We start from the raw sequence: 26521 nt of genomic DNA, 5'->3' as shown, positions 1-26521 counted from the left end.
CCCCCATTAATGTTTAAAATGTCTTATCCCCGTAAATACCATTGATATATTACTTTTATCTGCTTCTTCAATGGAATCCTTGTCCTTAATTGAACCACCGGGCTGTATAATTGCCGTAATTCCCGCTTCTTTAGCTGTTTTAACAACATCTGAAAATGGAAAAAATCCATCTGATGCAAGAACACTTCCATTTGCCTTATCACCGGCATGTTTAATAGCTTGTTTCGTAGGCCATATCCTGTTAACCTGCCCTGCACCGATGCCAACAGTTGCGCCGTCTTTTGCAAGGACGATTGCATTTGATTTAACATGTTTTACCACTTTCCATGCAAACCTTAGGTCTTTCATTTCTTTTTCAACAGGGGATTTCTTTGTAACTACTTTTAACTCATCTTCCTTTAAGTCTATTTCGTCCTTTTCCTGTACTAAAAGTCCGCCTTCAACCTTCTTTATATCATATTCATTCACATATCCTTCTTTAAGCTTTAATATCCTTAGATTTTTCTTTTTCTTAAGTACCTCCAATGCTTCACTTTCAAAATCAGGTGCAATAACAATTTCAAGAAAAATCTTTATTAATTCTTCCGCAGTCTTAACATCGACCGTCCTGTTTAATGCAACAATACCGCCGAATATCGATACAGGATCGCATTCATATGCCTTGATATATGCATCATAAATATTTTCAGCAACCGCAACACCGCATGGATTGGTATGTTTTAATGCAACCACCGCTGCTTCTCTGAATTCTTTTAAAAGCTCAATAGCTGCATTTGCATCATTAATATTATTAAAGGAAAGCTCCTTGCCTTGAAGCTTAATACATTCTGATATGCCATATGATTTTAAGCTGTTTTTGTAAAATGCCGCTTTTTGATGAGGATTTTCACCATACCTCATGTCCTGTTCTTTTTCATATGCAAATGTCATTACATCAGGGAATTGTTCACCTGCTATCCCTGTTAAGTAATTGTATATAAGAGAATCATAAAGAGCTGTATGTCCAAATGCCTTTGCCGCAAGATAAAACCTTGTTTCTTCTTTTGTATTGCCGTATTCCTTTATTTCTTCTATAACCCTGTCATAGTCTTCGGGATCAACAATAATCGTAACATACTTGTTGTTTTTGGCTGCCGCTCTTATCATAGAAGGTCCGCCTATATCTATGTTTTCAATTGCTTCTTCAAGTGACACATTTTCTTTAAGAATGGTTTCCTTGAAAGGATATAAATTAACTACAACAATATCAATAGGTCTTATATCATGTTCTTTTAATGCCTTTGAATGTTCTTCATTATCACGTACTGCAAGAAGGCCTCCATGAATCTTGGGATGCAGTGTTTTTACTCTTCCCTCCATGATTTCGGGAAAGCCTGTAACATCTGATACTTTTATGACATTCAAGCCATTTTCTTTAAGAATCTTATATGTACCACCGGTCGATACTATTTCATATCCAAGCAGATTAAGATTTTTAGCAAAGCTTAGTATACCATCTTTTTTAGAAACGCTGATGAGTGCTCTCTTTCCCATATGATTACCTGGTTCAAAAAAGTTTACAATACATAACAATAATCAATTTTTGTAAACCCGACCTCCCCATGACCAGGCTTTACACCTCCTTGAAAAATTTTTACTGGGGCGACAGGGAGACCTTAGTCCCGGGAGTCCCACCCGGACGGGAGAACGGTGCTTTACGGGCGCAACTTGCGTTGACCGTTAAGCGAGGCTGCTGCTCTGCCTCCCGCGATCTGTTAAATTCGACCTGCCGGTTGTTTCCGTACTCCAGCTAAACGGGGTCACCTACTTGATAAAGCAAGCTGTTTCAAGTCATGCCAGACGGATTGAAACGATTCCTGTTTAAAACGGGTCAGACCATTGTAAGTAAGAATCTTTCCGTCCAGTTTCTTGAAGAGCTGCTTCACCTTTCGGGTCATCCCTCTTCCTTCCCCAGGCAAGGAATTTGCCTTTTGATTCAGCTTCTCTTTAAAAACTTGAATTTTCTGCTTTAATTCATTGGTAATACGCTCTTTGAAACCTATTGCACGACGGGCTATTACCAATGCTGCGGCATGGTGTATTATTATGCCATACTTCTGCATGTACTTCCAGTAACCTATGGTTGACGTGTGTGCCGGCCAAACCTGCTTTATACCTACTCCTTCCTTGAAAGCCCTGCGTATGACAGCTTCGACCATCTTCTTAAAAGGGAAATTGGCTGCCATGCGGTTGAATTTTTTGTTGGTATCCAGGCGGTCTTTCCCGAACTCCAGCTTTTCTTGGGCTATGGGTTTACGTAAAGCTTTGGCGATGTCTACTACTACCTTGGCTAACACACCGACTAAGTACGTACGTCGGAAACCACGGCTTTCTGCCAGTTCAGGTATCTTGATATAAAGAAAACCATTTGGATGCACTGTTACCTGAAACTCTCCAGCAAACTTGTGCAGTGCTTTTGGGTATGGTACGTTAAAATTCTTTGTCCATGGTTCTGGTTGACCGGTATAACCGACATTGGCAAGTGCTATACCGTCAGGATTGGTATCCATACCTAAATATCCATAGTCGGGATTGGTTGCTAAATCAGGTGGTGTTAAGACGAAACTGATATGTACCCTGTACTTAGCATCCTTGCCTTTGATAAGTTCCACAGTATAAGGTGCGCCGGATAAAAGTAACTCATACACCTTTGAACGGTATTTATCCGGCAACCAGAGCCTTCCTTCTACACGGGGCGCTCTGGTCATTATGGGTCTGCCTTTAATATCCGTACCTTTTTGCTTAGACAGATGAGAAATGGTCACTGATAAGAAGAATTCTCTGTGGGATAAGTTTATCTTGATGTTCGGGTTGCCGCCTTTGGTCTTGTCACCACGGGAATATAACCTATCTTGACGTGCCTTACGCCATTCTTCTATCGAAACCTTGCCTTTGCAAACTTTCTTCCACAAAGAACGACCACCGAAAACTACTGTTGGTATGGTGCTGTTGTCCTGATGAGAGAGCAACACAGATAGTTTGTCAGATAATTTTTTCACTCTGGCTCTGCGACCATGTACGGTATGCTTGAATTTCCCGATTTTTGCCGAGTCATTTTTCTTAATGGCTTCGTCTAAGGTTTTTTCTGCCTGTCTGAGTTTTTTCTTTGCACGGGCTAATTTTGTTTTTGTTTCTTCTATTTCCAGCTTTAAAAGCTCTTTTTGGGATTCGGTTATAGCTTTAGCCTTCAGTATGGCGTCATCACAGCATCGTGAATTTAAGCCAAATACCTGCTGACCTTCTTTTTTTAGTTCTTCCCGTGATTTATCTTCTTGCAGCCGGTTGAATGCCCAGCGCATGCAGGAGCAGAACAATCTCATCTCGGTGTTCAGCGGGTCCTCCATCCCACGGCTCCACTTTTTTAAGCGAAAGGCAGGATAGACCTCCGGGAAAAATTCGCCGCAGACGGTACAGCTTATTTCACCGCTGTTCTTTTTCCCTTTCTTCATCTGACTTCACCTCCGTTATAAGTTCTCGGAAACCCTGCCTTATCTTCTTACCGCCTCTGGCGCCGTACAGCTTAGCTGAAAAAGAAATAACTATCGCCAACAAGTCCCTGACCAACTCGGATTGTGTGTCTTCCGAATCTTTCTCAGCTGTGGCAATTATCTCTACCCCGCAGTAGTGCAAGTGCCGTTCAATGTACAAATACCAAATCTGGCAAGCCGGTCGGGATATTCGATAATGAGCTTCTTATACTCACCACGCTCAGCCAGCTTAAGTACATTCGTCAATCCGCGGCGCTTCTGATTTAAGCCACTGGCTACGTCGGTGAACTCGGCAACGACACGGTAATTTGACTCGATCGCATATTGCCTCAGCCTTTCCAGTTGCCTGTTTAAATTGCCGGCATCCGCCTGCTTTTTGGTGGACACCCGAGCATACAGAACGACGTCTTCCTGCCCGGTGTTTAGCTGTCCAGACTGCAAGAGCCTGTTGAGTTCGTCTATGGAGTACCGGCGCTGACCACTAGGCAAACGGATGGGCTTGATTAAACCCTGCTTTTCTTAAGATGCAAGCTGTTAGGATGAACGCCTAGTTTCTTTGCTGCTTTGCTTATAGTTAATAATTCCATATATTTGTTATATTATATTTATTATATTTTGTCAAGGTTTGTCGGAAATAAGGCAGCTGTTACTTACCTCCTGTTTATTTGGACTGATTTATATGGACTTTGCGCCCTTCTACTTTTAACCTCCCTTCTGCAAATAATTTTACCGCATATGGCAGAAGTCTATGTTCAACTTCCAAGACTTTTTCAGCAATAGTCTCGGGGGTGTCATCCTCTTCTACCTTTACCACTTCTTGAAGTATAATAGGTCCTGTGTCTGCACCCGCATCAACAAAATGCACCGTACAACCTGTATATTTTACACCATATTCATAAACAGCTTTATGAACCTTTTCGCCATAATATCCTTTACCGCAAAAGGAGGGTATTAAGGAGGGATGTATGTTTATGATTTTGTTTTGAAATTTATTGATTATTTCTTCGTTTAATATTGTAATAAATCCGGCGAGAATTATACCGTCAGGGTTTATCTCTTCAATAATTCTCAATAATTCTCTATAAAATCTATCCTTTAAATCCTTTTTGGAGAGGCAATATGTCGGTATGCCATGGATTTTTGCTCTTTTTAGAGCATATGCACCCTCTTTATCGCTTATGACGGCAGCTATTTTTGCAGGAATAGAACCTTCCTCAACACTATCTATTATAGACTGCAAATCAGTCCCATTCCCTGACGCAAGTATAACCAATCTCATATTATCACACCTTTGTTGCCTTTTGTTATTTCTCCTATGATATATGAGGTATCACCCGCTTTTTTAAATCTGTCAATTGCTTCTTGAGCATCCTCAGGTGCCAACACAAGCACCATCCCTATACCCATATTAAAGGTCCTGTACATTTCTGTATCCTCAATATCACCCATTTTCTGAAGAAATTTGAAGATTTCTGGTATTTCCCATGAATCTTTTTTTATTTTCGCAGATATCCCTTCTTTGAAAATTCTTGGAATATTTTCAAGAAAACCTCCCCCTGTTATATGGGCAATTCCTTTTATACTTAGCCCCTTTAACGCTTTAATTGAATTTACGTAAATTCTTGTAGGTGTTAAAAGTACATCACCCAGTGTTGTACCAAGTTCAGCTACATAATCATCTACAGACATTTTATTTTTATCAAACAATACCTTTCTAACAAGTGAATAACCATTTGAATGTATACCCGATGATTTAAGCCCCAGTAATACATCTCCCTCTTTTATACCTTCTCCGGTTATTATTGCGTCCTTTTCCACAATACCTACCGCAAATCCTGCAAGGTCATATTCACCATCATTATACATACCGGGAAGCTCTGCCGTTTCACCACCAATCAAAGCACACCCTGCTTGACGGCAACCCTCTGTTATACCTCTGACAACCTCCACGCCAACCTCGCTTATTAATTTGCCTGTCGCAAAATAATCGAGAAAGAATAGGGGTTCTGCTCCGCTGACCACTATATCATTTACACACATTGCAACAAGGTCTATACCTATTGTGTCATGTTTATTCATCATAAATGCAATTTTTAGCTTTGTTCCAACGCCATCTGTTCCTGATACCAGCACAGGTTTTTTATAATTTTTTATCTCCATCAATGCCCCAAATCCGCCTATGCCATTTAAAACCCCTTCTCTTATGGTTGTTTTTGCTAAAGGCTTTATCATTTCTATAAATTTATTTCCTTCATCTATATTAACACCGGAATCCTTGTACTTCATAAAAACACTCCTTATTTTTTTTCAAATAAATATTTGCTTCTTCCGTCAAATACCTCCATCGGGTATTTGCCATCAAAACATCCGGTACAAGCAGTATTTAGCCCGACACTTTCTTTAAGTCCTTCTATGCTTAAAAAGCTTAAACTGTCCGCCCCAATAAGGTCTTTAATCTCCTCTACAGACATTGTTGCAGCAACAAGTTCCTTCTTAGTTGGAGTATCAATGCCAAAATAACAGGAATATTTTACAGGCGGTGAGCTTATCCTTACATGTACTTCTTTTGCTCCGCCTTCCTTTAAAAGCTCAACAAGCCTTTTCATGGTGGTTCCCCTTACTATCGAATCATCTATCAATATTATTTTCTTGCCCTTCACAAGCTCCTTTAAAACATTTAATTTTATTCTTACGCTAATTTCCCTATCGGTCTGCTCTGGACAAATAAAAGTTCTGCCAATATATTTATTTTTTATAAGCCCTTCGCCAACAGGAATACATGATTCAAACGAATATCCCCTTGATGCAGGTATTCCTGAATCCGGCACCGGCACGACAAGGTCAGCATTAACCGGACTTTCCTTTGCAAGATGTCTTCCCATCTCATATCTAACCCTATATACGTTTTTTCCGTCTAATATGCTGTCAGGTCTTGCAAAATAAATATACTCAAAAATACAGGGCATCTTTTTTTCATCTGTCTCAATCTTAACAGAACGTAAACCTTCATCATCAATAATGACAATCTCTCCAGCTTCCACATCCCTGATAAGCTCTGCTCCAATTACATCCAGTCCGCAGGATTCTGATGATATATAATAAGTATCATCTTTTTTCCCGATACACAATGGTCTTATTCCATTTACATCCCTTATACCTATTAATTTGCCCTCAATCAAAATTGCCAATGCATATGAACCTTTAATCTTGCCTATCGTAATTTTTAATGCTTCAATAAGACCTTTGCTGTAGTATTTTGCAATGAGATGAAGAATGATTTCACTGTCAGATGTTGTCTGTAGTATTCGCCCCTCATTTTCAAGCTCCTGCCTAAGCTCCAAAGCATTTATAAGATTTCCGTTGTGTGCAAGGGCCATATACCCATTATGGAAATTCGCAACAAAAGGCTGTACATTACGAGCCTCATTATTGCCTGTAGTAGAATACCTGACATGCCCTATGCCTACCTTGCCTTCAAGTACCGATAAATTTTCTTTCGTAAATACATCTGTTAGAAGCCCCATGCCTTTTACATAATTGACATATGACCCCTGCAGTACGGCAATTCCTGCACTTTCCTGCCCTCTGTGCTGCAGTGCCTGAAGTCCGTAATAAATATGTTTTTGAATATTAGTGTTTAAACTATATGCACCAAAAACACCGCATTCTTCTTTTAATTTTATCATATTAAGCATTTTATTTACCTCGCCAGTATTATTCTTATTTTTCAAGCCTGTTAAGTATTTCAATATAAGCATCCTCAACATTACCAAGGTCTCTTCTGAATCTATCTTTATCAAGTTTTTTCATTGTTTGGCTGTCCCAAAGCCTGCATGTATCAGGAGATATTTCATCGGCAAGAATAACACAATTTCCTGTTATTCCAAATTCCAATTTAAAATCTGCAAGAATTATATTTTTTGATAATAAATATTTTGAAAGAATTTCATTGATTTTAAAAGAATATTCCTTTACTTTTTCGATTTCCTCTTTTGTAGCCAACCCCATTGCCTCAATATGGTATTCATTTATCATCGGGTCTCCCAGCCTATCATTTTTATAGCAGAACTCTAATACGGTTGTCTTTAATTTATCACCCTCCGGAATACCCAGCCGCTTTGAAAGACTGCCTGCCGCATAATTTCTAACAATAACCTCAATCGGTAGTATCTTCACTTTTTTTACAAGCATTTCCCTATCACTTAAATTTTTAATAAAATGTGTAGGTATACCTTCCTTTTCCAGCAGTTCAAATAATATTGTTGAAATCTTATTATTTAGTATCCCTTTTTGTTGAATAATGCCTTTTTTAACACCGTTAAATGCTGTTGCATCATCTTTGTATTCAACAATATATGAGTTTTCATCATCTGTTTTATATACTTTTTTAGCCTTACCTTCATACAACATTTCTAATTTTTCCATAATAACAAATCATCCCTTCAAATTTAAGATAATACTTCATCAGCCATCCTTTTTCTGTAATTAACAAGAAGTTCTTTTATATATGGATATTTTAATGTCAAAATATGACATGCCAATAATGCGGCATTTTCTGCCCCGTCAATGGCAACAGTTGCAACAGGTATACCCTTGGGCATCTGTACTATAGAAAGAAGTGAATCAATCCCATCAAGTGTTGATGATTTTATTGGAAGACCTATAACAGGAAGTATTGTATATGATGCTATAACTCCCGGAAGATGTGCCGCCTTACCGGCACCTGCTATTATTAAATCATATACCTTATCGGCATTCTGAGCAAATTGCTGTGTTTCAACAGGTGTTCTGTGTGCAGATAATACTTTTAAATCATAATCAACGTTAAATTCATTAAGTATTTTTTCACATCCTTCTATGATTTGCAAATCGGATTTGCTGCCGACAATAATGGCAATTTTTGGTCTCGACAATATCATAACCCCCTTTTTTAAAACCCCGATTAATTTGTATAATCGGGGTTTATATTTTAACCTGCTAATGTTGCAAACCTTAAAATAAATAGCAGAGCAAGTATATATACTATCGGATGAACCTCTTTTGCTCTTCCAGATGCAATTTTAACAATTGGATATGCAATAAGCCCCGCGGCTATTCCGTTTGCTATACTGAAGGTAAACGGCATTAACGCAATTGCGAGAAAAGATGGAAGTGCTTCGGTAAAATCATCAAAATTTATATTTTTTATGGTACCCATCATTAAAGCACCGACTATTATAAGTGCTGGTGCAGTAGCCTCAGAAGGAACCAATAAGGCAATCGGTGAAAAAAACAATGCAAAAATAAACATTATTGCTGTCATTAAGGCAGTAAGCCCTGTCCTGCCGCCTTCTGCAATACCTGCCGCACTTTCTACATATGTTGTAACAGTTGACGTACCTAATAAAGCACCTACGGATGTTGCAATTGCATCTGATAAAAGACCTTTTTTCATATTGGGCATTTTTCCATTTTTATCAAGCATCCCTGCTTTTGAACCTGTTCCAATAAATGTACCTATTGTATCAAACATGTCAACAAAGGTAAATGTCAATACCACATAAAGAAAGCTTGTTATCAATGCAATCGGTGCAATATGTTTACCTATGCCTAAAAGCCCGGCAAAATCAAGCTTCAAAAAAGTAGGTGCAAGACTTGGAGGCATTTTTATCAAGGTAAAATCAGCGGGTATTTTTGTTACCCCCATAAAAATTCCCAAAATGCTTGTAAGAAGTATTCCTATCAATATTGAACCTTTTATTCTCCTTGACATTAAAATTGCAGTTATAAATAAACCGATTACCGCTAATAGCGGACCGGGCTTTGATAGCTCTCCAAAACCTATATATGTTGCTTTATTTGCAATTATTATGCCTGCATTTTTAAATCCTATAAGTGCTATAAACAAGCCTATACCACTGCTTACTGCATATTTCAACGACATAGGGATTGCATCAATAATCATTTCTCTTATACCGGAAATAGTTATTAAAATAAATATTATACCGGAAATAAAAACAGCTGCCAAGGCTTCTTCCCATGTATAACCCATTGTTAAAACAACCGTGTATGTAAAGAAAGCATTTAAGCCCATACCCGGAGCCTGCGCAAATGGATAATTGGCATAAAAAGCCATCATCAAGGTGCCTATTGCCGCAGAAATAGCCGTTGCTGTAAATACGGCACCGGTATTCATACCAGCTTCCTTCAAAACAATTGGATTTACAAAAAGGATATACGCCATAGTGATGAATGTTGTAAGACCTGCTATTATTTCTGTTTTTACATTTGTTTTATGTCCGTCAAGGTCCCATATTCTGTTCGCTAATGATATACATGAATTTTTCTCCATTGTCAAATTCTCCTTTAAATAATATACAATAATCTTAACTGAAAAGCTTGTCTAAAATCATATAACAATATTAACAATTTTTTTTAAATTAGTCAACCATTTTGCCGAATATTATTTCATATTTTAATATCAAAGTTCGTCTTTTTTATTCCCATTCAATAGTTGCCGGCGGTTTTGATGTTATATCATACAGCACCCTGTTAACCCCATATACCTCATTTATAATACTTGTAGAAATATCCTCAAGAATATCATAAGGTATTCTTACCCAATCTGCTGTCATACCATCATCACTTTCAACAATCCTTAATATAATAGGATATTCATATGTTCTTTCATCTCCCATAACCCCCACACTTTTTACATTAAGCAAAACAGCAAAGGACTGCCACACCCTATTATACCAGCCATGCTTTTTCATTTCTCTTAGAACTATATTGTCAGCCTCTCTAAGTATCCCCAGCTTCTCCTCCGTAATTTCCCCCAATATCCTTACAGCAAGTCCCGGTCCCGGGAATGGCTGTCTGTTTAATATTTCCTCATGTATGCCAAGTTCTCTTCCGACCTGTCTTACTTCATCCTTAAACAGCATTTTTAATGGTTCAATAAGTTCAAATCCAATATCCTCAGGAAGCCCTCCAACATTATGATGGCTTTTTATTGTAGCCGCAACAGGGCTTCCGCTTTCAATTACATCAGGATATAGGGTACCTTGTACCAAATATTTAACTCCGCCTATTTTTTTTGCTTCTTCCTTAAAAACCTCTATAAACTCATTTCCTATAATCTTCCTTTTTTCTTCAGGGTCTGTAATCCCTTTTAATTTTTCAAGAAATCTGTCTTTAGCGTCCACTCTGATTATATTCATATCGAAGTTTCTTTTAAATGTTTCTACTACTATATCCCCTTCATTTTTTCTTAATAGACCATTATCAACAAAAATACAAACAAGCTGCTCATGTATTGCCCTGTTAACTAAAACTGCTGCAACCGATGAATCAACTCCACCGCTTAAGGCACATACCACCTTATGACCGTTAACCTTTTTACGTATCTCCTTTACTGTCTGTTCTATAAGGGAATCCATTGTCCAGTCTGCCGAACAATCACACACCTCAAAGAGAAAATTTCTTATTATCTCATTTCCTTTTGGTGTGTGTATAACTTCAGGATGGAATTGTACTGAATACAGTTTTCTGTCAACATCCGCTATCGCCGCAATAGGACAATTTGCAGTTGACGCTATCACTTTAAAATCTGCTGGAGGTAACTCAATCTGGTCCGTATGACTCATCCAACACATTGTTTCTTTTTCAATTCCTTTAAAAAGGGGTGTATTATTATTCAAAATAACCTCTGTTTTGCCATATTCTCTTACAGGAGCAGATATAACCTTTCCCCCTAAAGACTTTGTCATAAGCTGTGCTCCATAACAAATACCAAGAATGGGATAACCTAAGTTAAAAATTGCATTATCACAAATAGGAGCATTCTTTGTATAAACACTTGAAGGTCCTCCTGACAATACTATACCCTTCGGATTTTTAGCTTTTATTTCATCAGGTTTAATATTAAATGGAACAATCTCGCAAAATACATTAGCTTCCCTAATACGTCTTGCTATAAGCTGAGTATATTGTCCTCCAAAATCAAGAATCAATATTACTTCTCTATTAATATTCATTAAAATCCTCCCTCTATTTCATTGTATAATTTGGAGCTTCTTTTGTAATTATTATATCATGGGGATGGCTTTCAGTTAAACCGGCATTGCTTATTTTTATGAATTTTGTTTTTGTCCTTAATTCTTCAATATTGTGTACACCACAATAACCCATTCCTGCTCTTAAGCCGCCAAGCATTTGATAGATTGTATCCTTCAAAGGTCCTTTAAAAGGTACTCTGCCCTCCACACCTTCAGGAACAAGCTTTTTAGCTTCCTCCTGAAAATATCTGTCAGCACTGCCGTTTCTCATTGCGCCTATGGATCCCATACCTCTATAGACCTTATAACTTCTTCCCTGATACATCTCTATTTCACCGGGACTTTCCTCTGTACCGGCAAAAAGACCCCCTATCATTACAACATACGCACCTGCGGCAAGGGCTTTGACAATATCTCCTGAATATTTTATCCCACCATCTGCAATTATAGGTATACCAAATTTATCAGCTTCTTCCGCACAATCGTATACTGCTGTTATCTGTGGAACACCAATACCTGCAACAACCCTTGTTGTGCAGATAGAACCGGGTCCTATTCCGACTTTTACGCAGTCAGCCCCTCTTTTAATTAAATCTCTTGTGGCTTCAGCTGTCGCAACATTTCCTGCAATAAGCTGAATGTCAGGAAATTTCTCTTTTATTTCGGAAACAGCATTAAGAACTCCGATCGAATGCCCATGAGCCGTATCAACTACAATCACATCGACATTTGCATCAATAAGTGCCTTTACATTGTTAATCATACCTTTAGAAACACCTACAGCAGCACCTACTAAAAGTCTGCCTCTGTCGTCCTTTGCAGAGTTGGGATATTCAACCGCTTTTTCTATGTCTTTAATCGTAATAAGACCTTTTAAAATCTTGTTTTCATCAACAAGGGGAAGTTTTTCAATCTTATATTTTTTAAGTATTTTCTGAGCTTCTTCAAGTGTTGTACCTACAGGTGCAGTAACAAGGTTCTCTTTTGTCATAACTTCTTTAATCGGTCTATCAAGTTTGCTTTCAAATCTTATATCTCTATTTGTTATGATACCTACAAGTTTTGAATTTACTGTTATAGGAACACCAGATATTCTATACCTTTCCATGAGTTCAACCGCATCTTGTATTTTATGATCCGGGGATAGATGAAAAGGATTTGTAATAACACCATGTTCCGACCTTTTTACTCTGTCAACTTCCAATGCTTGTTTTTCAATAGGCATATTTTTGTGAATAATACCTATACCTCCTTCTCGGGCAATAGCTATAGCCAACCTTGATTCCGTTACTGTATCCATTCCGGCACTCATCAGGGGTATATTTAATTTAATTTTATTTGTGAGCTTTGTCTTTAAGTCAACTTCTTTCGGCAGTACATCGGATTTCGCCGGTATAAGCAAAACATCATCAAATGTTAAACCCTCTTTAGCGAATTTGTCTTCCATGATTATCTCCTTTCATAAATAAAATTATAATAATTGTAAGTCTTAATAATATCTTTCCACTTTAAATTATAAAACAATATAACAGATTTATATATACCTGTCAACCGAACATTAGCATCATAAATAAAAAGATTAATATATAAAAAAGACAGGAGAATTTTCCTGTCTTTCTTTGATCAATATTAATCTTTACATCATGTCCATTCCGGCACCTGGTGCAGGCATTGGAGGATTCTTCTCAGGTATATCCGCAACTATTGCTTCTGTTGTAAGTATCATTGATGCAATAGATGCGGCATTTTGTAGAGCTGACCTCGTAACCTTTGTCGGATCAACAATACCTGCCTTAAACATATCTACAAATTCTTCCTTGTATGCATCATATCCATATGTCATATCCTTTGCTGCCTTTATTTTCTCAATAATTACCGAACCTTCAACACCTGCATTCTTTGCAATCTGCCTTACAGGTTCCTCAAGTGCTCTCAATACAATTTGCGCACCTGTCTTAAAATCACTTTCTAAGGAATCTACAACCTTCTGTACATCCGGTATAACATCCAATAATGCAGTACCACCACCTGGAACTATACCTTCTTCTACAGCTGCTCTTGTAGCTGAAAGGGCATCTTCAATCCTATGTTTCTTTTCTTTTAATTCTGTTTCTGTCGCTGCGCCTGCTTGAATTACAGCTACTCCGCCTGATAACTTAGCAAGCCTTTCCTGTAATTTCTCTCTGTCATAATCAGAGGTTGTTTCTTCAATTTGAACCCTAATCTGATTAATTCTATTTTTAATATCTGCTGAATTACCTGCGCCATCTACAATCGTTGTGTTTTCTTTTGTTACTTTAACCTGTCTTGCACGACCCAGCATCTCAATTTTAGTTTCTTTAATATCATATCCTAATTCTTCTGAAATAACCTGTCCACCTGTCAATATTGCTATGTCCTGAAGCATTTCTTTACGCCTGTCTCCAAATCCTGGTGCTTTAACAGCAACACATGTAAATGTACCTCTTAATTTGTTTACAACCAATGTTGCAAGTGCTTCGCCTTCTATATCATCCGCTATTATAAGAAGCTTTTTGCCCTGCTGTACAACCTGTTCCAGCAAAGGAAGTATATCCTGAATGTTTGAAATTTTCTTGTCTGTAATAAGTATAACAGGTTCATCAAGAACGGCTTCCATCTTTTCTGTATCTGTTACCATATATGGTGATACATATCCCCTGTCAAACTGCATACCTTCAACAACATCCAGTGTTGTTCCCATCGTCTTTGATTCTTCTACCGTTATTACACCATCTTTTCCTACTTTATCCATAGCTTCTGCGATGAGATTACCTATCTCCTCATCTGCAGCAGAAATCGATGCAACATGTGCTATTGCGTCTTTGTCTTCTACTTGTTTTGAAATGCCTTTAAGACCTTCAACTGCAGCCTTAACTGCCTTGTCCATACCTCTTCTTAGAAGCATTGGATTTGCTCCTGCTGCTAAATTTTTCAAACCTTCGCGTACCATTGCCTGTGCTAAAAGTGTAGCTGTTGTTGTACCATCACCTGCTACATCATTTGTCTTTGTTGCAACCTCTTTTAAAAGCTGTGCACCTTGATTTTCAAAGGGATCTTCAAGTTCTATTTCTCTTGCGATTGTAACACCATCATTTGTAATAGTTGGAGAACCATATTTTTTGTCAAGCACTACGTTACGTCCTCTTGGTCCCAATGTAACCTTTACTGTATCTGCAACCGCATTTACACCTCTTTCAAGGGCTTTACGTGCATCTTCACCATATTTTAATTGTTTTGCCATTAAACTCTACCTCCTTATTCAACAATTGCTAAAATATCACTTTGTTTTAAAAGCAAATATTCCTGCCCATCAAGTTTAACCTCAGTACCTGCATACTTGGAGAATATAACCTTATCTCCAACCTTTACCTCAAGTTCAACCTTTTTACCATCTATGTATTCTCCTGAACCAACTGCGAGAACTTCTCCCTGCTGAGGTTTTTCTTTTGCAGTACCCGGTAATACAATACCGCCTTTAGTAACCTCATCAGCCTCAATAGCTTTTACAACTACTCTGTCACCAAGTGGTTTTAATTTCATAATATCCCTCCTCATCTTTTTGTTAGCACTCATCAATCCTGAGTGCTAATCACACTTATAATATTAATTTAACTATAACAACTTAGCAAATCCTAAATTCATCTATTTTCGCTTATATTTTGCAATTATTATGAATCATGCTCAAATATCTTCGATTTATGCTGTAAATTATAAAATTTCATAAAAAGATACAGGGTTCATTTCCCTGTACCTTCATTTTCATTCTCTGCTGTTTTTTCTATATCATTAATAGTATCATTTTCTTTTTTATCATAAACATTCTTGTTATTTCCTTGCTGCTTAAGATTCTTTAACATATTAAGCATAAATTGCTGCTGTTCTTTTGTTAACATTGATTTCAAATTGTCAACAATCATAGACTGCTGTGGTGAAAGCCCTCCCAATAAATCTTCTTTTTGCTTGTTATTTTCCTCAATAATCATTGGTACGGTTTTATTTTCGTTATTGTCAATTGATGATTTATCTTCATCTGAGGCTTCGGAATTTACTTCTCCTGAAGGATTTTGCCCATTATTATTTATATCAATATCATTTATAGGCTCTGCATCCTTAGATGTGTTATTTTTCTCATTATTCCTCATTGTACTCATTATTCCTTCTGCTTTATTCAGTGCTTCCACTATTCTAATATTTTTTATAAATTTATCTGCCATTTCCTTTTTATCATCAGGAATTATTGGCTTAACCGCTTCAAAAATATCCAGTATTTTTTCTATAACATTTGTATCTTTGCCATCTCTTTCAGTATATTTACTGATTTTTTCATTTAAATTTTCTATTCCTTCATGAAGCTTTAGAAATTTATCTATAAGAACCTGTTTTTCTTCACTCATATATGACCTTACAGCCCTTAATATTCCAATATGATCTATTTCTGTCTCGCCTATTTCATTTGTATTTCCCTCCTGCAATTCGCTTATATTCTTATGACATTCAGCTATCTCTGCCATTTTCGTAAAAATATCTATGTAATACTGTTCTCTTTTGTTTAAATATGGCTTTACACTTCCCATTAAATCTTTACTTTTTTGGATTTTTTGAAATATACTGATATTATCCTCGCTTCCCTTTTGATTTTTTTTATCCTTAATATGACTCATTTCTTCTTCATTATCTACTTCTTTTTTTAATTTCGAAATATTTAATTCCGGATTTTCAAATATTTGAAATCTTATAAAAAATAATATAAACAATTCAATGATAAATATTTTATATAATTTTTCTTTCTCCAATTTAACTCCCCCTAAATTTTTAATATTTTTCTTATACATATATATGTATGGGGTTAGTCTAATATTATAAGACTAACCCTCTTTATTTACTACTTTTTCTCGTTAATACAACCTGGAACGAATAAAAATATAATCAATATTATTATGATAATCCATATCCACTCGTTGCCCCATGCAACACATTTTCCTTCAGGCATATTTATCCCCTCCTTACTTATTTATCAAAAACAATTATTCCAGGTACAAATAAGAGGATTAATAATATTATTATGATGATCCATATCCAGCTTTCGCAGCAGAATGCTCCACCCTTTCCTTCAGGCATATTTATTCTCCTCCTTATTTTTTATTGGCCAATAGACCTACTATATTATATGTGACCTTTTAAATACTGTTACTAAAATCCATTGCCGCAAGTGACAGTAAAAACTTTTTTGCCTTTTTACGCGGTTTATCTTGTTGCAAAACAACCAAAAGCACAAAGAAAAATAATAAATCTTCAAATTCAAACTTTACATCCATTATCACAGTCAAGATTACAAAGAAAAACAGCAGTGTATTACCTGTTATTGTCATATAAAATCAGCTCCATTAATTTATTTTACTTTAGTATATTCATATTTATTATATTTTGCGAAAGTAAAATGGCCCTATCTTGCGACAGAGCCACTTTATTATTTTGCTTCATTTAAAAATAATCCCAGTCCGCCATCCATGACAATTACAAGTAATACAAAGAAGAAAAGCAATGTCTCCAAGGACCATGAGCAATTAAGCCAGCCTCCGCCAAGCACTACAACGAGTATTAAGAAGAAAAACAATAAATTGCTTTCACCAAAAACTGAACTTGTTCCAGCCATAATTATCCTCCTTTTATAATATTAATTTAATTTCAAGCCTTGGGTTCTTCTACTATAAATCCTGGCATGAAAAATAATATGATTAGAATTATTATGATAATCCATATCCAGGTACCTCCCAACGTACCCTTATTTGTAGGCATAAATAGCTCCCCCTTTCGCTTGAAATATTATATCAGGTCTTTTTTGACCTATTACATAATATGTTATCAACCATTTTTGTGACACTTTAAAATCATATACTATCAAAAAATTATTTTTAACATATCTTGATATTATAAAAGGAGGTATATTTTATGGATTATCTTTCGCTTTTGCTCATATCCAAAACATTGGGAATTTTGTATTCTAAAAGAAAAGTTGATAAAAGGCTTATATTAAAAGCTTCAACATTAAGAAGTGAATGTATTCCTGCCATTATATATTCCAGTATGCCTTTTGAAAAGCTTAAGAAGAGTATCGAATCAATTGGAGGAACAATAAAATATGAACTGCCCATTATAAAAGGCTGGGCTGTTAACATACCCTGCAACAGAATAAATAATATCGCCATGAATAGAGGAATAAGCTTTATAGCAGAAGACACCACCATTAAAACACAATTATATATCGCAACAGAAGAGATAAATTCAAAGGAAGTTAATAATCAAGGATATACAGGAAAGAACGTAACGATTGCATTTTTAGACACCGGCATATATCCACATCCGGATTTTACAAAACCTAATAACAGAATTATAGCATTTCATGATATAGTAAATGGTAAAAAAAATCCATATGACGATAATGGACATGGGACACATGTAACAGGTGATGCCGCTGGTAATGGACACATGTCAGGAGGAAAATATAAAGGAGTTGCTCCTGATGCAAATATCGTATCCGTTAAAGTACTTGATGAAAAAGGAAGTGGCTCAACATCGGATATCTTGCAAGGAATGCAGTGGATTCTTGATAATAAGGAGAAATATAATATTAAGATTGTCTCATTATCAATGGGTGAAACAGCCGCTCTGCCAATATTCTTAGATCCTCTTGTGAAGGGTGTCGACAAGATGTGGAAAAGTGGTCTTGTAGTAACCGCAGCAGCAGGCAATTCCGGACCCGGATTCAATACAATTACATCCCCGGGTACAAGTCAAAATATCATAACAGTAGGTGCTGTTGACGATAAAAGAACCGTTGATATATCTGATGATACAATCGCTGATTTTTCCGGAAGGGGTTCAAGATTCATGTATAAACCAGATCTTGTAGCACCGGGTGTTAAAATCATTTCAACAGCATCTGGCAATACCCCGATTAGCTTGAATGATAAAATAATGCTTAATAAATCTTATAGAACGGCTTCCGGTACTTCAATGTCAACACCTATTGTAGCTGGTGCTGCTGCTCTTTTGCTGGAAAAAGATCCTTCTCTAACTAATGTACAAATAAAAAATATTTTGAAATCAACAGCAATAGACATCGGCAATTACAGATATTGGTCACAGGGATATGGTATGATAAACACATCAGAAGCACTAAAAAAAGTTTGAAGGCTCTATCCTTCAAACTTTTTTTATACTACATATTCCGGAATCAACTTTATGCAAGCATTACCCTGTCATCAACAAATTCGCTGCCGTTTACCTTATTAAACATGTTTAAAAGTTTTTGTACCGTCATACTATGCTTTTCTTCTCTTATATCCAGTATGATTTTGCCTTGGTGCATCATAATAAGTCGATTCCCAAAAATCAAAGCATGTTCAAGATTATGTGTAACCATTATTGTTGTAAGATTATTATTATCTATTATCTTATTAGTGATATTATTAATTATAGATGCTGTTCTCGGATCAAGTGCTGCCGTATGTTCATCCAGCAACAATAATTTAGGCTTTACAAGGGTTGCCATTAACAATGTCAAAGCCTGACGCTGTCCTCCTGATAACAAGCCCACCTTTGTTTTTAACCTGTTTTCAAGCCCCAGTCCAAGCTCAGAAAGCCTGTTTTTAAATAATTCCTTATTTTTCTTATTAATACCCATTTTCAATTTCATTCCCTGGCTCTTGCTATATGCAAGGGATAAATTCTCCTCAATAGTCATTGAAGGAGCTGTACCCAAAAGAGGATTTTGAAATACCCTTCCAATAAAACATGCCCTTTTATATTCAGGAAATAATGTTACATCAGTATTATCTACAATTATTTTACCGCTTTCGACCGGAAAAACACCTGCAATAAGATTTAAAAGGGTTGATTTGCCGGCACCGTTACTGCCTACAAGTGTTATAAAATCTCCATCTTTTATCTCCAAATCTAAGTTTTCAAAAACCATATTTTCATTGACCGTATTTTTATTAAATACCTTGCATATATTATTTAACTTTAACATAGTATACTCCCCTCATAATTTAAATAGCACAACACGTGCTATTTATTATTAAGTACGATTTTCTTCAATCCCGGCAGTGATAATGCAATAACCACAAGTACCGCCGTTAAAAGTTTCAAATCTGTGGGATTAAATCCAATGGTTAATGCAACAGATATCGCACCTCTATATATAATTGAACCTAATATTGCAGAAATAATCGACCATAAAATATTTTTATCCCTTAATAAAGCTTCTCCTATTATCACAGATGCCAAACCTGCAACAATTGTCCCTATACCCATTCCTACATCAGCAAATCCCTGATATTGTGCCACGAGGGAACCGGAAAGAGCTACAAGACCGTTTGCAATAATTAGTCCCAGTATGATTGTCGTATTTGTATTTATTCCTATACTCCTTACCATTTGCTGGTTATCCCCCGTAGCTCTGAGAGCAAATCCTGCACCGGTCTGCAAAAATATATTGATTATGACAATCACAATGACAACAACCAAAGCAAAAGAAACCAAGTACTTATAATTATTTAAAAAATTAAAATAATCAAAAATTGTTCTTTGTCCTAAAAGAGGTAAATTTGATTTTCCCATTATCCTTAAATTTACCGAATACAATGCCGTCATAGTCAAAATACCTGCCAACAATTCCGTTATCTTTAACTTAGTATTCAAAAATCCGGTAACAGCCCCTGCAATACCACCGGATATTGTAGCAACAATTATTGCAATAATTGGGTTAACACCGCTTAGTATTAGCTTGGCAGTAACAGCAGCTCCCAGTGGAAAACTGCCGTCTACTGTCAAATCAGCAAAATTGATTATTTTAAATGATATATAAACGCCAAGTGCCATTATTCCAAACACAAGTCCCTGCTCTAACGATGAGATGGCAAATGCCATATTAATTCCTCCAAAAATATTATTGTGCTAAAAATTTATCTCTTATTTAATTATATCCTGCGCTTTTTTCAAAACACTATCAGGTATCTTAATACCAATTGTATCTGCTTCTTTTTGATTTATTACAAGCTGTAATTTATCAGCCGTTTCAACCTTAATATTTTCTGGCTTTTCTCCCTTTAATATTCTAACAGCTATTTTACCTGCTTGGTATCCCAAGTCATTATAATTTATTCCAAGTGTCGCTAAACCTCCCCCTTCAACCATTCCTTTTTCTGCAGGGATTACCGGTTTTTTAGCTTGATTTGCTACTTTTATTATTGCACCTATTGAAGATGCAACGGTATTATCGGTAGGAAGCCATATTACATCAACTTTGCCAACAATTGACTGAGCTGCCTGACTGACCTCACTGCTGTTTGAAACAGCAGCCTCAGAAACAGTATACCCCATTGATTCAGCAGCAGCTTTTGCCTGCTTAACCTGAACGGTTGAATTAACCTCACCAGCATTATATATTATACCTAATTTTTTTGCATTTGGAACGATTTCTTTGATTAAATTTATCTGATCCTTTACAGGTACCATATCAGAAGTCCCTGTTGCATTCGTACCCGGCTTATCCATCGATTTTACAAGACCCGCAGCTACCGGATCGGTAACAGCAGTAAAAACAATAGGAATGCTGTCCGTGGCTTTTTTCGCTGCTTGTGAAGTTGGTGTGGCTATAGAAAAGATTAAATTAACCTTTTGGTCAACAAATTTTTTGGCGATTGTTTGGGCGGTAGACATATCACCCTGTGCATTTTCCATTATATAATTTACATTTTTACCTTCTTCATAACCATTATCTTTCAATGCCTTTATAAATCCTTCTCTTGCACTGTCGAGTGCAGGATGTTCTACTATCTGCATAATACCGATAGTAACTTTTTTATCAGAACTGCTATTCTTTGAAGCTTGGTTTGATGCTGTACCATTACATCCTGATAATGCAAACATCAATGTAAAGATTATTGAGAATACCACTAAAACCCTTTTCATTAAAAATTCCTCCCATTTTACACGGCAACAGACAAAAAAATTCACCATGCTACCATGCTAAGTTTTTAATCTATTTTCTTCAATATTATGATAAAAAATTTATTAAGTCAATAAAATTTTTTTGTAATATTTATTATAAAATTTGAATACTTGTTAAAATTTTTAATCTTGAATAATAAAAGTAGTTAAAATATAATAAAATAATGAATATAGATAATATAACACTATTTGTTGTATAATAATTTTATGAAAAATACAACAAAAATAAACTTAGAAGGAGAGGAATTTTCATGAAAAAATCACTCAAGTATTTATCATTATTTTTATGCATTGTATTAGTTTTTTCTTTATTATCAGGATGTTCTAAAAATACACCATCTACTTCTTCAGCAAATGATAAAATCGAAGTAGGTGCACTATTTGAATTAACAGGGCAGGTTGCCTCATATGGCACATCTGAATACAATGCTGTTAAACTTTATATTGATGATGTCAACAAAAACGGCGGTTTATTGGGAAAACAAATAGAATTATTAAAAGCAGATAATAAATCTGCATCTGATGAAAGTATCAATCAAGCAACAAAATTAATAGTACAGGATAAAGTTGTTGCAATATTGGGACCTGCCACAACAGGTGCAACAAAAGCTGCTTCATCTATTGCAATGGATAAAAAAGTTCCATTAATAACTCCTTCCGGTACATCTCTTGATGTTACTGTAGATCCTAATACAAATAAGGTCAAAAGTGAGATTTTCAGGGCATGTTATACAGACCCATACCAAGGCAAGGTTATGGGAGAGTTTGCTGCAAAGGATTTAAAGGCAAAGAACGCAATTTTATATATAGATGATAAAAGCGACTACAGCAAGGGGTTAGCGCAGAGTTTCAAAGAACAGTTTGAAAAACTCGGCGGCAAAATAATTGATAAGGAAGCATATGTTGCAAATGACCAGGACTTTAAATCTGCTTTAACTAAAATAAAGGGTTTAAATGCTGATGTTATATTTGTTCCGGGTTATTATCAGGATACAGCTAAAATTGTAAGACAAGCAAGAGAAATGGGAATAAATACGCCTTTCTTAGGTGGTGACGGATGGGATTCACCAGACTTAGTAAAAATTGCCGGAGCATCAGCACTAAATAATGTATATTACAGCAATCACTTTATTTCATCAGATCCTGACAAGACTGTACAGGATTTTATACAGAAATACAAAGCGGCATATGGTGTTGAACCAGATGCATTTGCAGCATTGAGCTATGATTCGGCAGGTATGCTTGTACAGGCAATAAAAAATGCCAATTCGGCCGATCCAGCAAAAATAACAGATGCTTTATCTAAACTGCAAAATTTCATAGGTGTAACTGGTTCAATAACAATAGATAAGCAGCATAATCCTATTAAACAAACAGTTATAATAGAATTAAAAGATGGTAAACAAATCCTTAAAAAGAAAATAAGTGCAAAATAAATTCAAACAAAATTGCAGTATTAATAGAAAATAATTCTTCAAATAAAAGTAAAACCATAAAACTATAAAATTACATCGGCAATGCGGTCATCTTTATATGACCGCATTGCCATCATGTTTAAGTATATAAAAAATTTAGATATGAGGTGAAATCATGAAGACATTCATCGAACAACTAATAAATGGTCTTTCACTGGGAAGTATATATGCATTGATTGCTCTTGGATATACAATGGTATATGGAATAATGAAACTTATAAACTTCGCCCATGGAGATATATACATGGTAGGAGCATTTACAGGCTTTTTTGCATCCACTACCTTACATCTTGGTTTTATCCCATCACTGCTTTTGGCGATGCTTGTAAGCACTATTTTCGGTGTTACAATCGAACGTATAGCATATAGACCTTTAAGAGGAAAATCTAAAATATCAATATTAATAACAGCAATCGGTGTTTCGCTTTTTCTTGAAAACAGTGGTATAATTCTTTTTACACCAAGAACAAGAACATATCCGCAGATATTTAAGCAACATGTTTATTCCCTTTTAAATGGATATGTAACAATATCAAACCAGCAAATTGTTATATTCGTTGTTTCTATTATAATGATGCTAGGATTACAATTTATAATTTATAAAACTAAAATGGGTAAAGCAATGAGAGCGGTGTCCCTTGACCCTGATGCCGCAAAGCTTATGGGAGTTAATGTTGATAATACAGTATCATTTACATTCGCTATAGGTTCAGCCCTTGCAGCTGTTGCAGGTGTCCTTGTAGGTATTTACTATAACTCTATTGACCCTTTAATGGGCATTATGCCAGGATTAAAGGCTTTTATAGCCGCTGTTTTAGGAGGCATCGGCATAATACCTGGTGCTATGGTGGGTGGTCTATTAATGGGTGTTATTGAAACAATGGTATCAGGATACGGCAGTTCTCTATACAGAGACGGTGTTGCATTTGCCTTACTGATAATAATCCTTATAATTAAGCCTGCAGGATTGTTTGGTAAAAATATCAGAGAGAAAGTGTAGGTGCTTGAGTTGAAACAGGTATTAAAAAACAGATTGATAATTTTTGCAGGACTTATAGCCTTTTATGGAATTATACAGGCTCTTATATCCTTCAATTTCCTAAATGATTACTATGTAGTCAATATAATACTAATGGGAATAAATATTATACTTGCTGTAAGCCTTAATCTTATAAATGGTTTTACAGGGCAATTTTCAATAGGGCATGCCGGTTTTATGGCAATAGGTGCTTATTCATCAGCCATCATAACATATAAGCTTGGTCTTTCTTTCCCATTGGCTATTTTAGTTGGTGGTATTTCTGCAGGTATCATAGGAATATTAATAGGGATTCCTTCATTGAGATTAAAGGGGGATTATCTTGCTATTACAACACTTGGTTTCGGAGAAATAATCAGGGTTATATTTTTAAATACTGAATATGTCGGCGGCGCCAGCGGACTTTCCGGGATACCAAAATACACCAATTGGACATGGGTATTCTGGCTTTCTGTAATAACAGTTGTATTAATTAGAAATTTTGTTAATTCAAGCTATGGAAGATGCTGTATTGCCATAAGAGAAGATGAGGTTGCAGCAGAATCTATGGGAATAAATACAACCAATTATAAAACCCTTGCATTTGCTTTAGGAGCGTTTTTCGCCGGAATAGGCGGGTCTCTTTATGCACATAACTTCTACATTATACAGCCTGAAAATTTTGGTTTTATGAAATCATTTGATATCCTGACAATGGTTGTATTAGGCGGTCTTGGAAGCATTACCGGTTCGGTCTTATCGGCAATTCTCCTAACATTTGTATATGCTGTACTGCAAGATTATGCAGCACTTAGAATGGTTATTTATTCATTGCTCTTAATCATTGTAATGCTGTTTAGACCTGAAGGGCTTATGGGAACCAAGGAATTTTCCTTTAAGAAATTGTTAAACAGGGGGGCTGCAAAAAATGAACTTACTGTCAATTAAAAATCTTTCTAAAAATTTCGGAGGTATAAAAGCCCTTATCGATGTAAATATAGAACTTAAAAAGGGTTCTCTTACAGGTCTTATCGGACCTAACGGCGCCGGCAAATCTACGGTTTTTAATATGATAACAGGTATTTATCCACCCTCAAGCGGCACTATAACCTTTAATGGGGTTAAAATTACAACAAAACCTTTTAAAAATACAAAACTCGGCATTGCAAGAACCTTTCAAAACATCAGGCTTTTTAAAAACCTTACTGTACTTGACAATGTTAAAATTCCTGAACACTTACATGTAGAGTACGGTATATTAAGTTCATTTTTACAGGGTCCTAAATATCTTAAAGGCGAAAAAGCAGAAGATAATGAAGCAATAGAACTGCTGAAAATTTTTAATCTTGATAAATTTAAAATGAGCCTTGCCAAGAATCTTCCATACGGTGAACAAAGAAAATTAGAAATTGCAAGGGCTCTTGCTACAAAGCCACAGCTTTTACTTCTTGATGAACCTGCTGCAGGCATGAATCCGCAAGAAACAAAGGAATTGCTTGATACTGTAAAATTTGTGCGAGATAAATTCAACATTACCGTATTTCTTATTGAACACGATATGTCATTTGTAATGGAATTATGTGAGGATATATATGTTATGGATTATGGAGAAATAATTGCACATGGCACACCGGATGAAATCAAAAGAAACCCCAAGGTTATCGCCGCATATCTCGGTGAAGAAACAAACGAAACAGCACTTGAGGGAGGTATTTCATAATGCTTGAAATTAAGGATTTATATGTATCATATGGTATGGTTAATGCCCTCAAAGGGATAAACTTGAAAGTAATGGATAATGAAATTGTAACAATAATCGGTGCAAATGGTGCAGGTAAAAGCACGACTTTAATGACAATTTCCGGTATATTAAAGCCTAAAAAAGGAACCATAAGGTACAATAACATTGACATTACTAAAAAACATGCTCCGGATATAGTAGGTATGGGTATTTGTCAAGTCCCTGAAGGAAGGCGTATATTTACAAACATGACGGTTCTGGAGAATCTTGAAATGGGTGCATACCTTAGGAAAGATAAAATAATATCAACTGATATGGAAAAAGTATTTCAACTTTTCCCAAGATTAAAAGAACGCCGCAAACAAGTAGCCGGCACCTTGAGCGGCGGAGAACAGCAGATGCTGGCAATAGGGAGAGCTTTGATGTCAAAACCAAAAATGCTTTTGTTGGACGAACCCTCTATGGGTCTTGCTCCAATAGTAGTACAAGATATATTTAAAACCATAAAAAGTATTAATAAAAGCGGTACCACAATTCTTCTTGTAGAACAAAATGCAAAAATGGCACTATCCATCGCTGATCGTGCTTATGTATTAGAAACAGGTAAGATATCGCTTGAGGGAGAAGCTGCTGTGTTAATTAACGATGAAAGGATAAAAAAGGCATATTTAGGAGGATAGGCAGGTATA

At 36.0% G+C, this 26521-nt stretch carries 26 protein-coding genes; 6 read left to right on the top strand and 20 right to left on the bottom strand.

Annotation, left to right across the window (positions count from 1 at the left end):
• Positions 1-6 precede the first annotated feature (6 nt).
• The 17 genes from purH to AC0LWJ_RS00390 all read right to left on the bottom strand — a co-directional run bounded on the left by purH (position 7) and on the right by AC0LWJ_RS00390 (position 17237).
• Entirely contained in the window at positions 7-1533 is a 1527-nt protein-coding gene (purH, locus tag AC0LWJ_RS00470; RefSeq protein ID WP_474238385.1) for a bifunctional phosphoribosylaminoimidazolecarboxamide formyltransferase/IMP cyclohydrolase, read from the bottom strand.
• Between the two features lie 266 nt (positions 1534-1799).
• A complete protein-coding gene (locus AC0LWJ_RS00465; protein WP_503031447.1) occupies positions 1800-3488 on the bottom strand; it encodes an SSO2105 N-terminal domain-containing protein in 1689 nt (562 codons plus the stop codon).
• Positions 3460-3687 (bottom strand): hypothetical protein, encoded by a 228-nt coding sequence (locus AC0LWJ_RS00460; RefSeq protein WP_503031498.1) that lies wholly within the window; start codon positions 3685-3687, stop codon positions 3460-3462. Before AC0LWJ_RS00460 ends, AC0LWJ_RS00465 begins: the two co-directional genes overlap by 29 nt.
• A complete protein-coding gene (locus tag AC0LWJ_RS00455) occupies positions 3651-4016 on the bottom strand; it encodes an IS607 family transposase (RefSeq protein ID WP_474237201.1) in 366 nt (121 codons plus the stop codon). Before AC0LWJ_RS00455 ends, AC0LWJ_RS00460 begins: the two co-directional genes overlap by 37 nt.
• 172 nt (positions 4017-4188) lie before the next feature.
• Complete coding sequence (purN, locus tag AC0LWJ_RS00450; RefSeq protein ID WP_474237202.1) at positions 4189-4806, bottom strand: phosphoribosylglycinamide formyltransferase; 618 nt, start codon at positions 4804-4806, stop codon at positions 4189-4191.
• On the bottom strand, positions 4803-5813 hold the full coding sequence (gene purM / locus AC0LWJ_RS00445; RefSeq protein ID WP_474237203.1) for a phosphoribosylformylglycinamidine cyclo-ligase: 1011 nt from the start codon (positions 5811-5813) through the stop codon (positions 4803-4805). The genes purN and purM overlap by 4 nt, the downstream gene beginning before the upstream one ends.
• An 11-nt stretch (positions 5814-5824) precedes the next feature.
• Positions 5825-7222, bottom strand: a complete 1398-nt coding sequence (purF, locus tag AC0LWJ_RS00440; RefSeq protein ID WP_474237321.1) for an amidophosphoribosyltransferase — start codon at positions 7220-7222, stop codon at positions 5825-5827.
• Positions 7223-7247: 25 nt separating this feature from the next.
• A complete protein-coding gene (gene purC, locus AC0LWJ_RS00435; protein WP_474237204.1) occupies positions 7248-7952 on the bottom strand; it encodes a phosphoribosylaminoimidazolesuccinocarboxamide synthase in 705 nt (234 codons plus the stop codon).
• A gap of 23 nt (positions 7953-7975) precedes the next feature.
• Positions 7976-8440: a 5-(carboxyamino)imidazole ribonucleotide mutase gene (gene purE / locus AC0LWJ_RS00430; RefSeq protein ID WP_503031446.1), complete on the bottom strand. Its 465-nt coding sequence runs from the start codon at positions 8438-8440 to the stop codon at positions 7976-7978.
• Between the two features lie 56 nt (positions 8441-8496).
• Entirely contained in the window at positions 8497-9858 is a 1362-nt protein-coding gene (locus tag AC0LWJ_RS00425) for an NCS2 family permease (protein ID WP_474237206.1), read from the bottom strand.
• Positions 9859-10003: 145 nt separating this feature from the next.
• Positions 10004-11542, bottom strand: a complete 1539-nt coding sequence (guaA, locus tag AC0LWJ_RS00420) for a glutamine-hydrolyzing GMP synthase (protein WP_474237207.1) — start codon at positions 11540-11542, stop codon at positions 10004-10006.
• 13 nt (positions 11543-11555) lie between these two features.
• Entirely contained in the window at positions 11556-13010 is a 1455-nt protein-coding gene (guaB, locus tag AC0LWJ_RS00415) for an IMP dehydrogenase (RefSeq protein ID WP_474237208.1), read from the bottom strand.
• A gap of 189 nt (positions 13011-13199) precedes the next feature.
• Positions 13200-14825, bottom strand: a complete 1626-nt coding sequence (groL, locus tag AC0LWJ_RS00410) for a chaperonin GroEL (RefSeq protein ID WP_474237209.1) — start codon at positions 14823-14825, stop codon at positions 13200-13202.
• Between the two features lie 14 nt (positions 14826-14839).
• Entirely contained in the window at positions 14840-15124 is a 285-nt protein-coding gene (groES, locus tag AC0LWJ_RS00405; RefSeq protein ID WP_474237210.1) for a co-chaperone GroES, read from the bottom strand.
• 197 nt (positions 15125-15321) lie between these two features.
• Positions 15322-16377, bottom strand: coding sequence for a hypothetical protein (locus AC0LWJ_RS00400; protein ID WP_474237211.1), 1056 nt, complete (start codon positions 16375-16377; stop codon positions 15322-15324).
• A 384-nt stretch (positions 16378-16761) separates the two neighbouring features.
• The gene (locus tag AC0LWJ_RS00395) at positions 16762-16953 is read right to left on the bottom strand and encodes a hypothetical protein (protein ID WP_474237212.1); all 192 of its coding nucleotides are present in this window, start codon (positions 16951-16953) and stop codon (positions 16762-16764) included.
• A gap of 98 nt (positions 16954-17051) precedes the next feature.
• Positions 17052-17237 (bottom strand): hypothetical protein, encoded by a 186-nt coding sequence (locus tag AC0LWJ_RS00390; protein ID WP_474237213.1) that lies wholly within the window; start codon positions 17235-17237, stop codon positions 17052-17054.
• 296 nt (positions 17238-17533) lie between these two features.
• Here AC0LWJ_RS00390 and AC0LWJ_RS00385 point away from each other — a divergent pair, with 296 nt between their 5' ends.
• Positions 17534-18775, top strand: coding sequence for a S8 family peptidase (locus AC0LWJ_RS00385; RefSeq protein ID WP_474237214.1), 1242 nt, complete (start codon positions 17534-17536; stop codon positions 18773-18775).
• Positions 18776-18824: 49 nt separating this feature from the next.
• On the opposite strand, the gene AC0LWJ_RS00380 is transcribed toward AC0LWJ_RS00385, so the two are convergent.
• Genes AC0LWJ_RS00380 through AC0LWJ_RS00370 form a run of 3 tightly spaced genes read right to left on the bottom strand, consistent with a single transcriptional unit; the run spans position 18825 to position 21559 of the window.
• Positions 18825-19616, bottom strand: a complete 792-nt coding sequence (locus tag AC0LWJ_RS00380; RefSeq protein WP_474237215.1) for an ABC transporter ATP-binding protein — start codon at positions 19614-19616, stop codon at positions 18825-18827.
• 38 nt (positions 19617-19654) lie between these two features.
• A complete protein-coding gene (locus AC0LWJ_RS00375) occupies positions 19655-20515 on the bottom strand; it encodes an ABC transporter permease (RefSeq protein ID WP_474237216.1) in 861 nt (286 codons plus the stop codon).
• A gap of 42 nt (positions 20516-20557) precedes the next feature.
• Entirely contained in the window at positions 20558-21559 is a 1002-nt protein-coding gene (locus AC0LWJ_RS00370; RefSeq protein ID WP_474237217.1) for an ABC transporter substrate-binding protein, read from the bottom strand.
• 290 nt (positions 21560-21849) lie between these two features.
• On the opposite strand from AC0LWJ_RS00370, the gene AC0LWJ_RS00365 reads away from it, so the two are divergent.
• The 5 genes from AC0LWJ_RS00365 (at position 21850) to AC0LWJ_RS00345 (ending at position 26512) form a co-directional block, all read left to right on the top strand.
• Positions 21850-23034, top strand: coding sequence for an ABC transporter substrate-binding protein (locus AC0LWJ_RS00365; protein WP_474237218.1), 1185 nt, complete (start codon positions 21850-21852; stop codon positions 23032-23034).
• A 154-nt stretch (positions 23035-23188) separates the two neighbouring features.
• Positions 23189-24073 carry a branched-chain amino acid ABC transporter permease gene (locus AC0LWJ_RS00360; RefSeq protein ID WP_474237219.1) on the top strand — a complete coding sequence of 295 codons (885 nt, stop codon included), beginning with the start codon at positions 23189-23191 and terminating at the stop codon, positions 24071-24073.
• On the top strand, positions 24074-25039 hold the full coding sequence (locus tag AC0LWJ_RS00355; RefSeq protein WP_474237220.1) for a branched-chain amino acid ABC transporter permease: 966 nt from the start codon (positions 24074-24076) through the stop codon (positions 25037-25039).
• Positions 25020-25811 carry an ABC transporter ATP-binding protein gene (locus AC0LWJ_RS00350; RefSeq protein WP_474237221.1) on the top strand — a complete coding sequence of 264 codons (792 nt, stop codon included), beginning with the start codon at positions 25020-25022 and terminating at the stop codon, positions 25809-25811. Before AC0LWJ_RS00355 ends, AC0LWJ_RS00350 begins: the two co-directional genes overlap by 20 nt.
• Positions 25811-26512, top strand: coding sequence for an ABC transporter ATP-binding protein (locus AC0LWJ_RS00345; RefSeq protein ID WP_474237222.1), 702 nt, complete (start codon positions 25811-25813; stop codon positions 26510-26512). Before AC0LWJ_RS00350 ends, AC0LWJ_RS00345 begins: the two co-directional genes overlap by 1 nt.
• The last annotated feature ends 9 nt before the right edge of the window (positions 26513-26521 follow it).

The sequence above is a fragment of the Aceticella sp. 75b-Ac genome, assembly GCF_056032965.2.
The sequence above is the reverse complement of the archived record's forward strand: the minus strand, read 5'-3'. Positions and strand labels throughout refer to the sequence as shown.

Bases quoted from the DNA above. Each gene is read 5' to 3' on its own strand.
- purH (WP_474238385.1), bottom strand. From the start codon at position 1,533: ATGGGAAAGAGAGCACTCATCAGCGTTTCTAAAAAAGATGGTATACTA.
- AC0LWJ_RS00465 (WP_503031447.1), bottom strand. From the start codon at position 3,488: ATGAAGAAAGGGAAAAAGAACAGCGGTGAAATAAGCTGTACCGTCTGC.
- purN (WP_474237202.1), bottom strand. From the start codon at position 4,806: ATGAGATTGGTTATACTTGCGTCAGGGAATGGGACTGATTTGCAGTCT.
- purM (WP_474237203.1), bottom strand. From the start codon at position 5,813: ATGAAGTACAAGGATTCCGGTGTTAATATAGATGAAGGAAATAAATTT.
- purF (WP_474237321.1), bottom strand. From the start codon at position 7,222: ATGCTTAATATGATAAAATTAAAAGAAGAATGCGGTGTTTTTGGTGCA.
- purC (WP_474237204.1), bottom strand. From the start codon at position 7,952: ATGGAAAAATTAGAAATGTTGTATGAAGGTAAGGCTAAAAAAGTATAT.
- AC0LWJ_RS00425 (WP_474237206.1), bottom strand. From the start codon at position 9,858: ATGGAGAAAAATTCATGTATATCATTAGCGAACAGAATATGGGACCTT.
- guaA (WP_474237207.1), bottom strand. From the start codon at position 11,542: ATGAATATTAATAGAGAAGTAATATTGATTCTTGATTTTGGAGGACAA.
- guaB (WP_474237208.1), bottom strand. From the start codon at position 13,010: ATGGAAGACAAATTCGCTAAAGAGGGTTTAACATTTGATGATGTTTTG.
- groL (WP_474237209.1), bottom strand. From the start codon at position 14,825: ATGGCAAAACAATTAAAATATGGTGAAGATGCACGTAAAGCCCTTGAA.
- groES (WP_474237210.1), bottom strand. From the start codon at position 15,124: ATGAAATTAAAACCACTTGGTGACAGAGTAGTTGTAAAAGCTATTGAG.
- AC0LWJ_RS00395 (WP_474237212.1), bottom strand. From the start codon at position 16,953: ATGACAATAACAGGTAATACACTGCTGTTTTTCTTTGTAATCTTGACT.
- AC0LWJ_RS00390 (WP_474237213.1), bottom strand. From the start codon at position 17,237: ATGGCTGGAACAAGTTCAGTTTTTGGTGAAAGCAATTTATTGTTTTTC.
- AC0LWJ_RS00385 (WP_474237214.1), top strand. From the start codon at position 17,534: ATGGATTATCTTTCGCTTTTGCTCATATCCAAAACATTGGGAATTTTG.
- AC0LWJ_RS00380 (WP_474237215.1), bottom strand. From the start codon at position 19,616: ATGTTAAAGTTAAATAATATATGCAAGGTATTTAATAAAAATACGGTC.
- AC0LWJ_RS00375 (WP_474237216.1), bottom strand. From the start codon at position 20,515: ATGGCATTTGCCATCTCATCGTTAGAGCAGGGACTTGTGTTTGGAATA.
- AC0LWJ_RS00370 (WP_474237217.1), bottom strand. From the start codon at position 21,559: ATGAAAAGGGTTTTAGTGGTATTCTCAATAATCTTTACATTGATGTTT.
- AC0LWJ_RS00365 (WP_474237218.1), top strand. From the start codon at position 21,850: ATGAAAAAATCACTCAAGTATTTATCATTATTTTTATGCATTGTATTA.
- AC0LWJ_RS00360 (WP_474237219.1), top strand. From the start codon at position 23,189: ATGAAGACATTCATCGAACAACTAATAAATGGTCTTTCACTGGGAAGT.
- AC0LWJ_RS00350 (WP_474237221.1), top strand. From the start codon at position 25,020: ATGAACTTACTGTCAATTAAAAATCTTTCTAAAAATTTCGGAGGTATA.
- AC0LWJ_RS00345 (WP_474237222.1), top strand. From the start codon at position 25,811: ATGCTTGAAATTAAGGATTTATATGTATCATATGGTATGGTTAATGCC.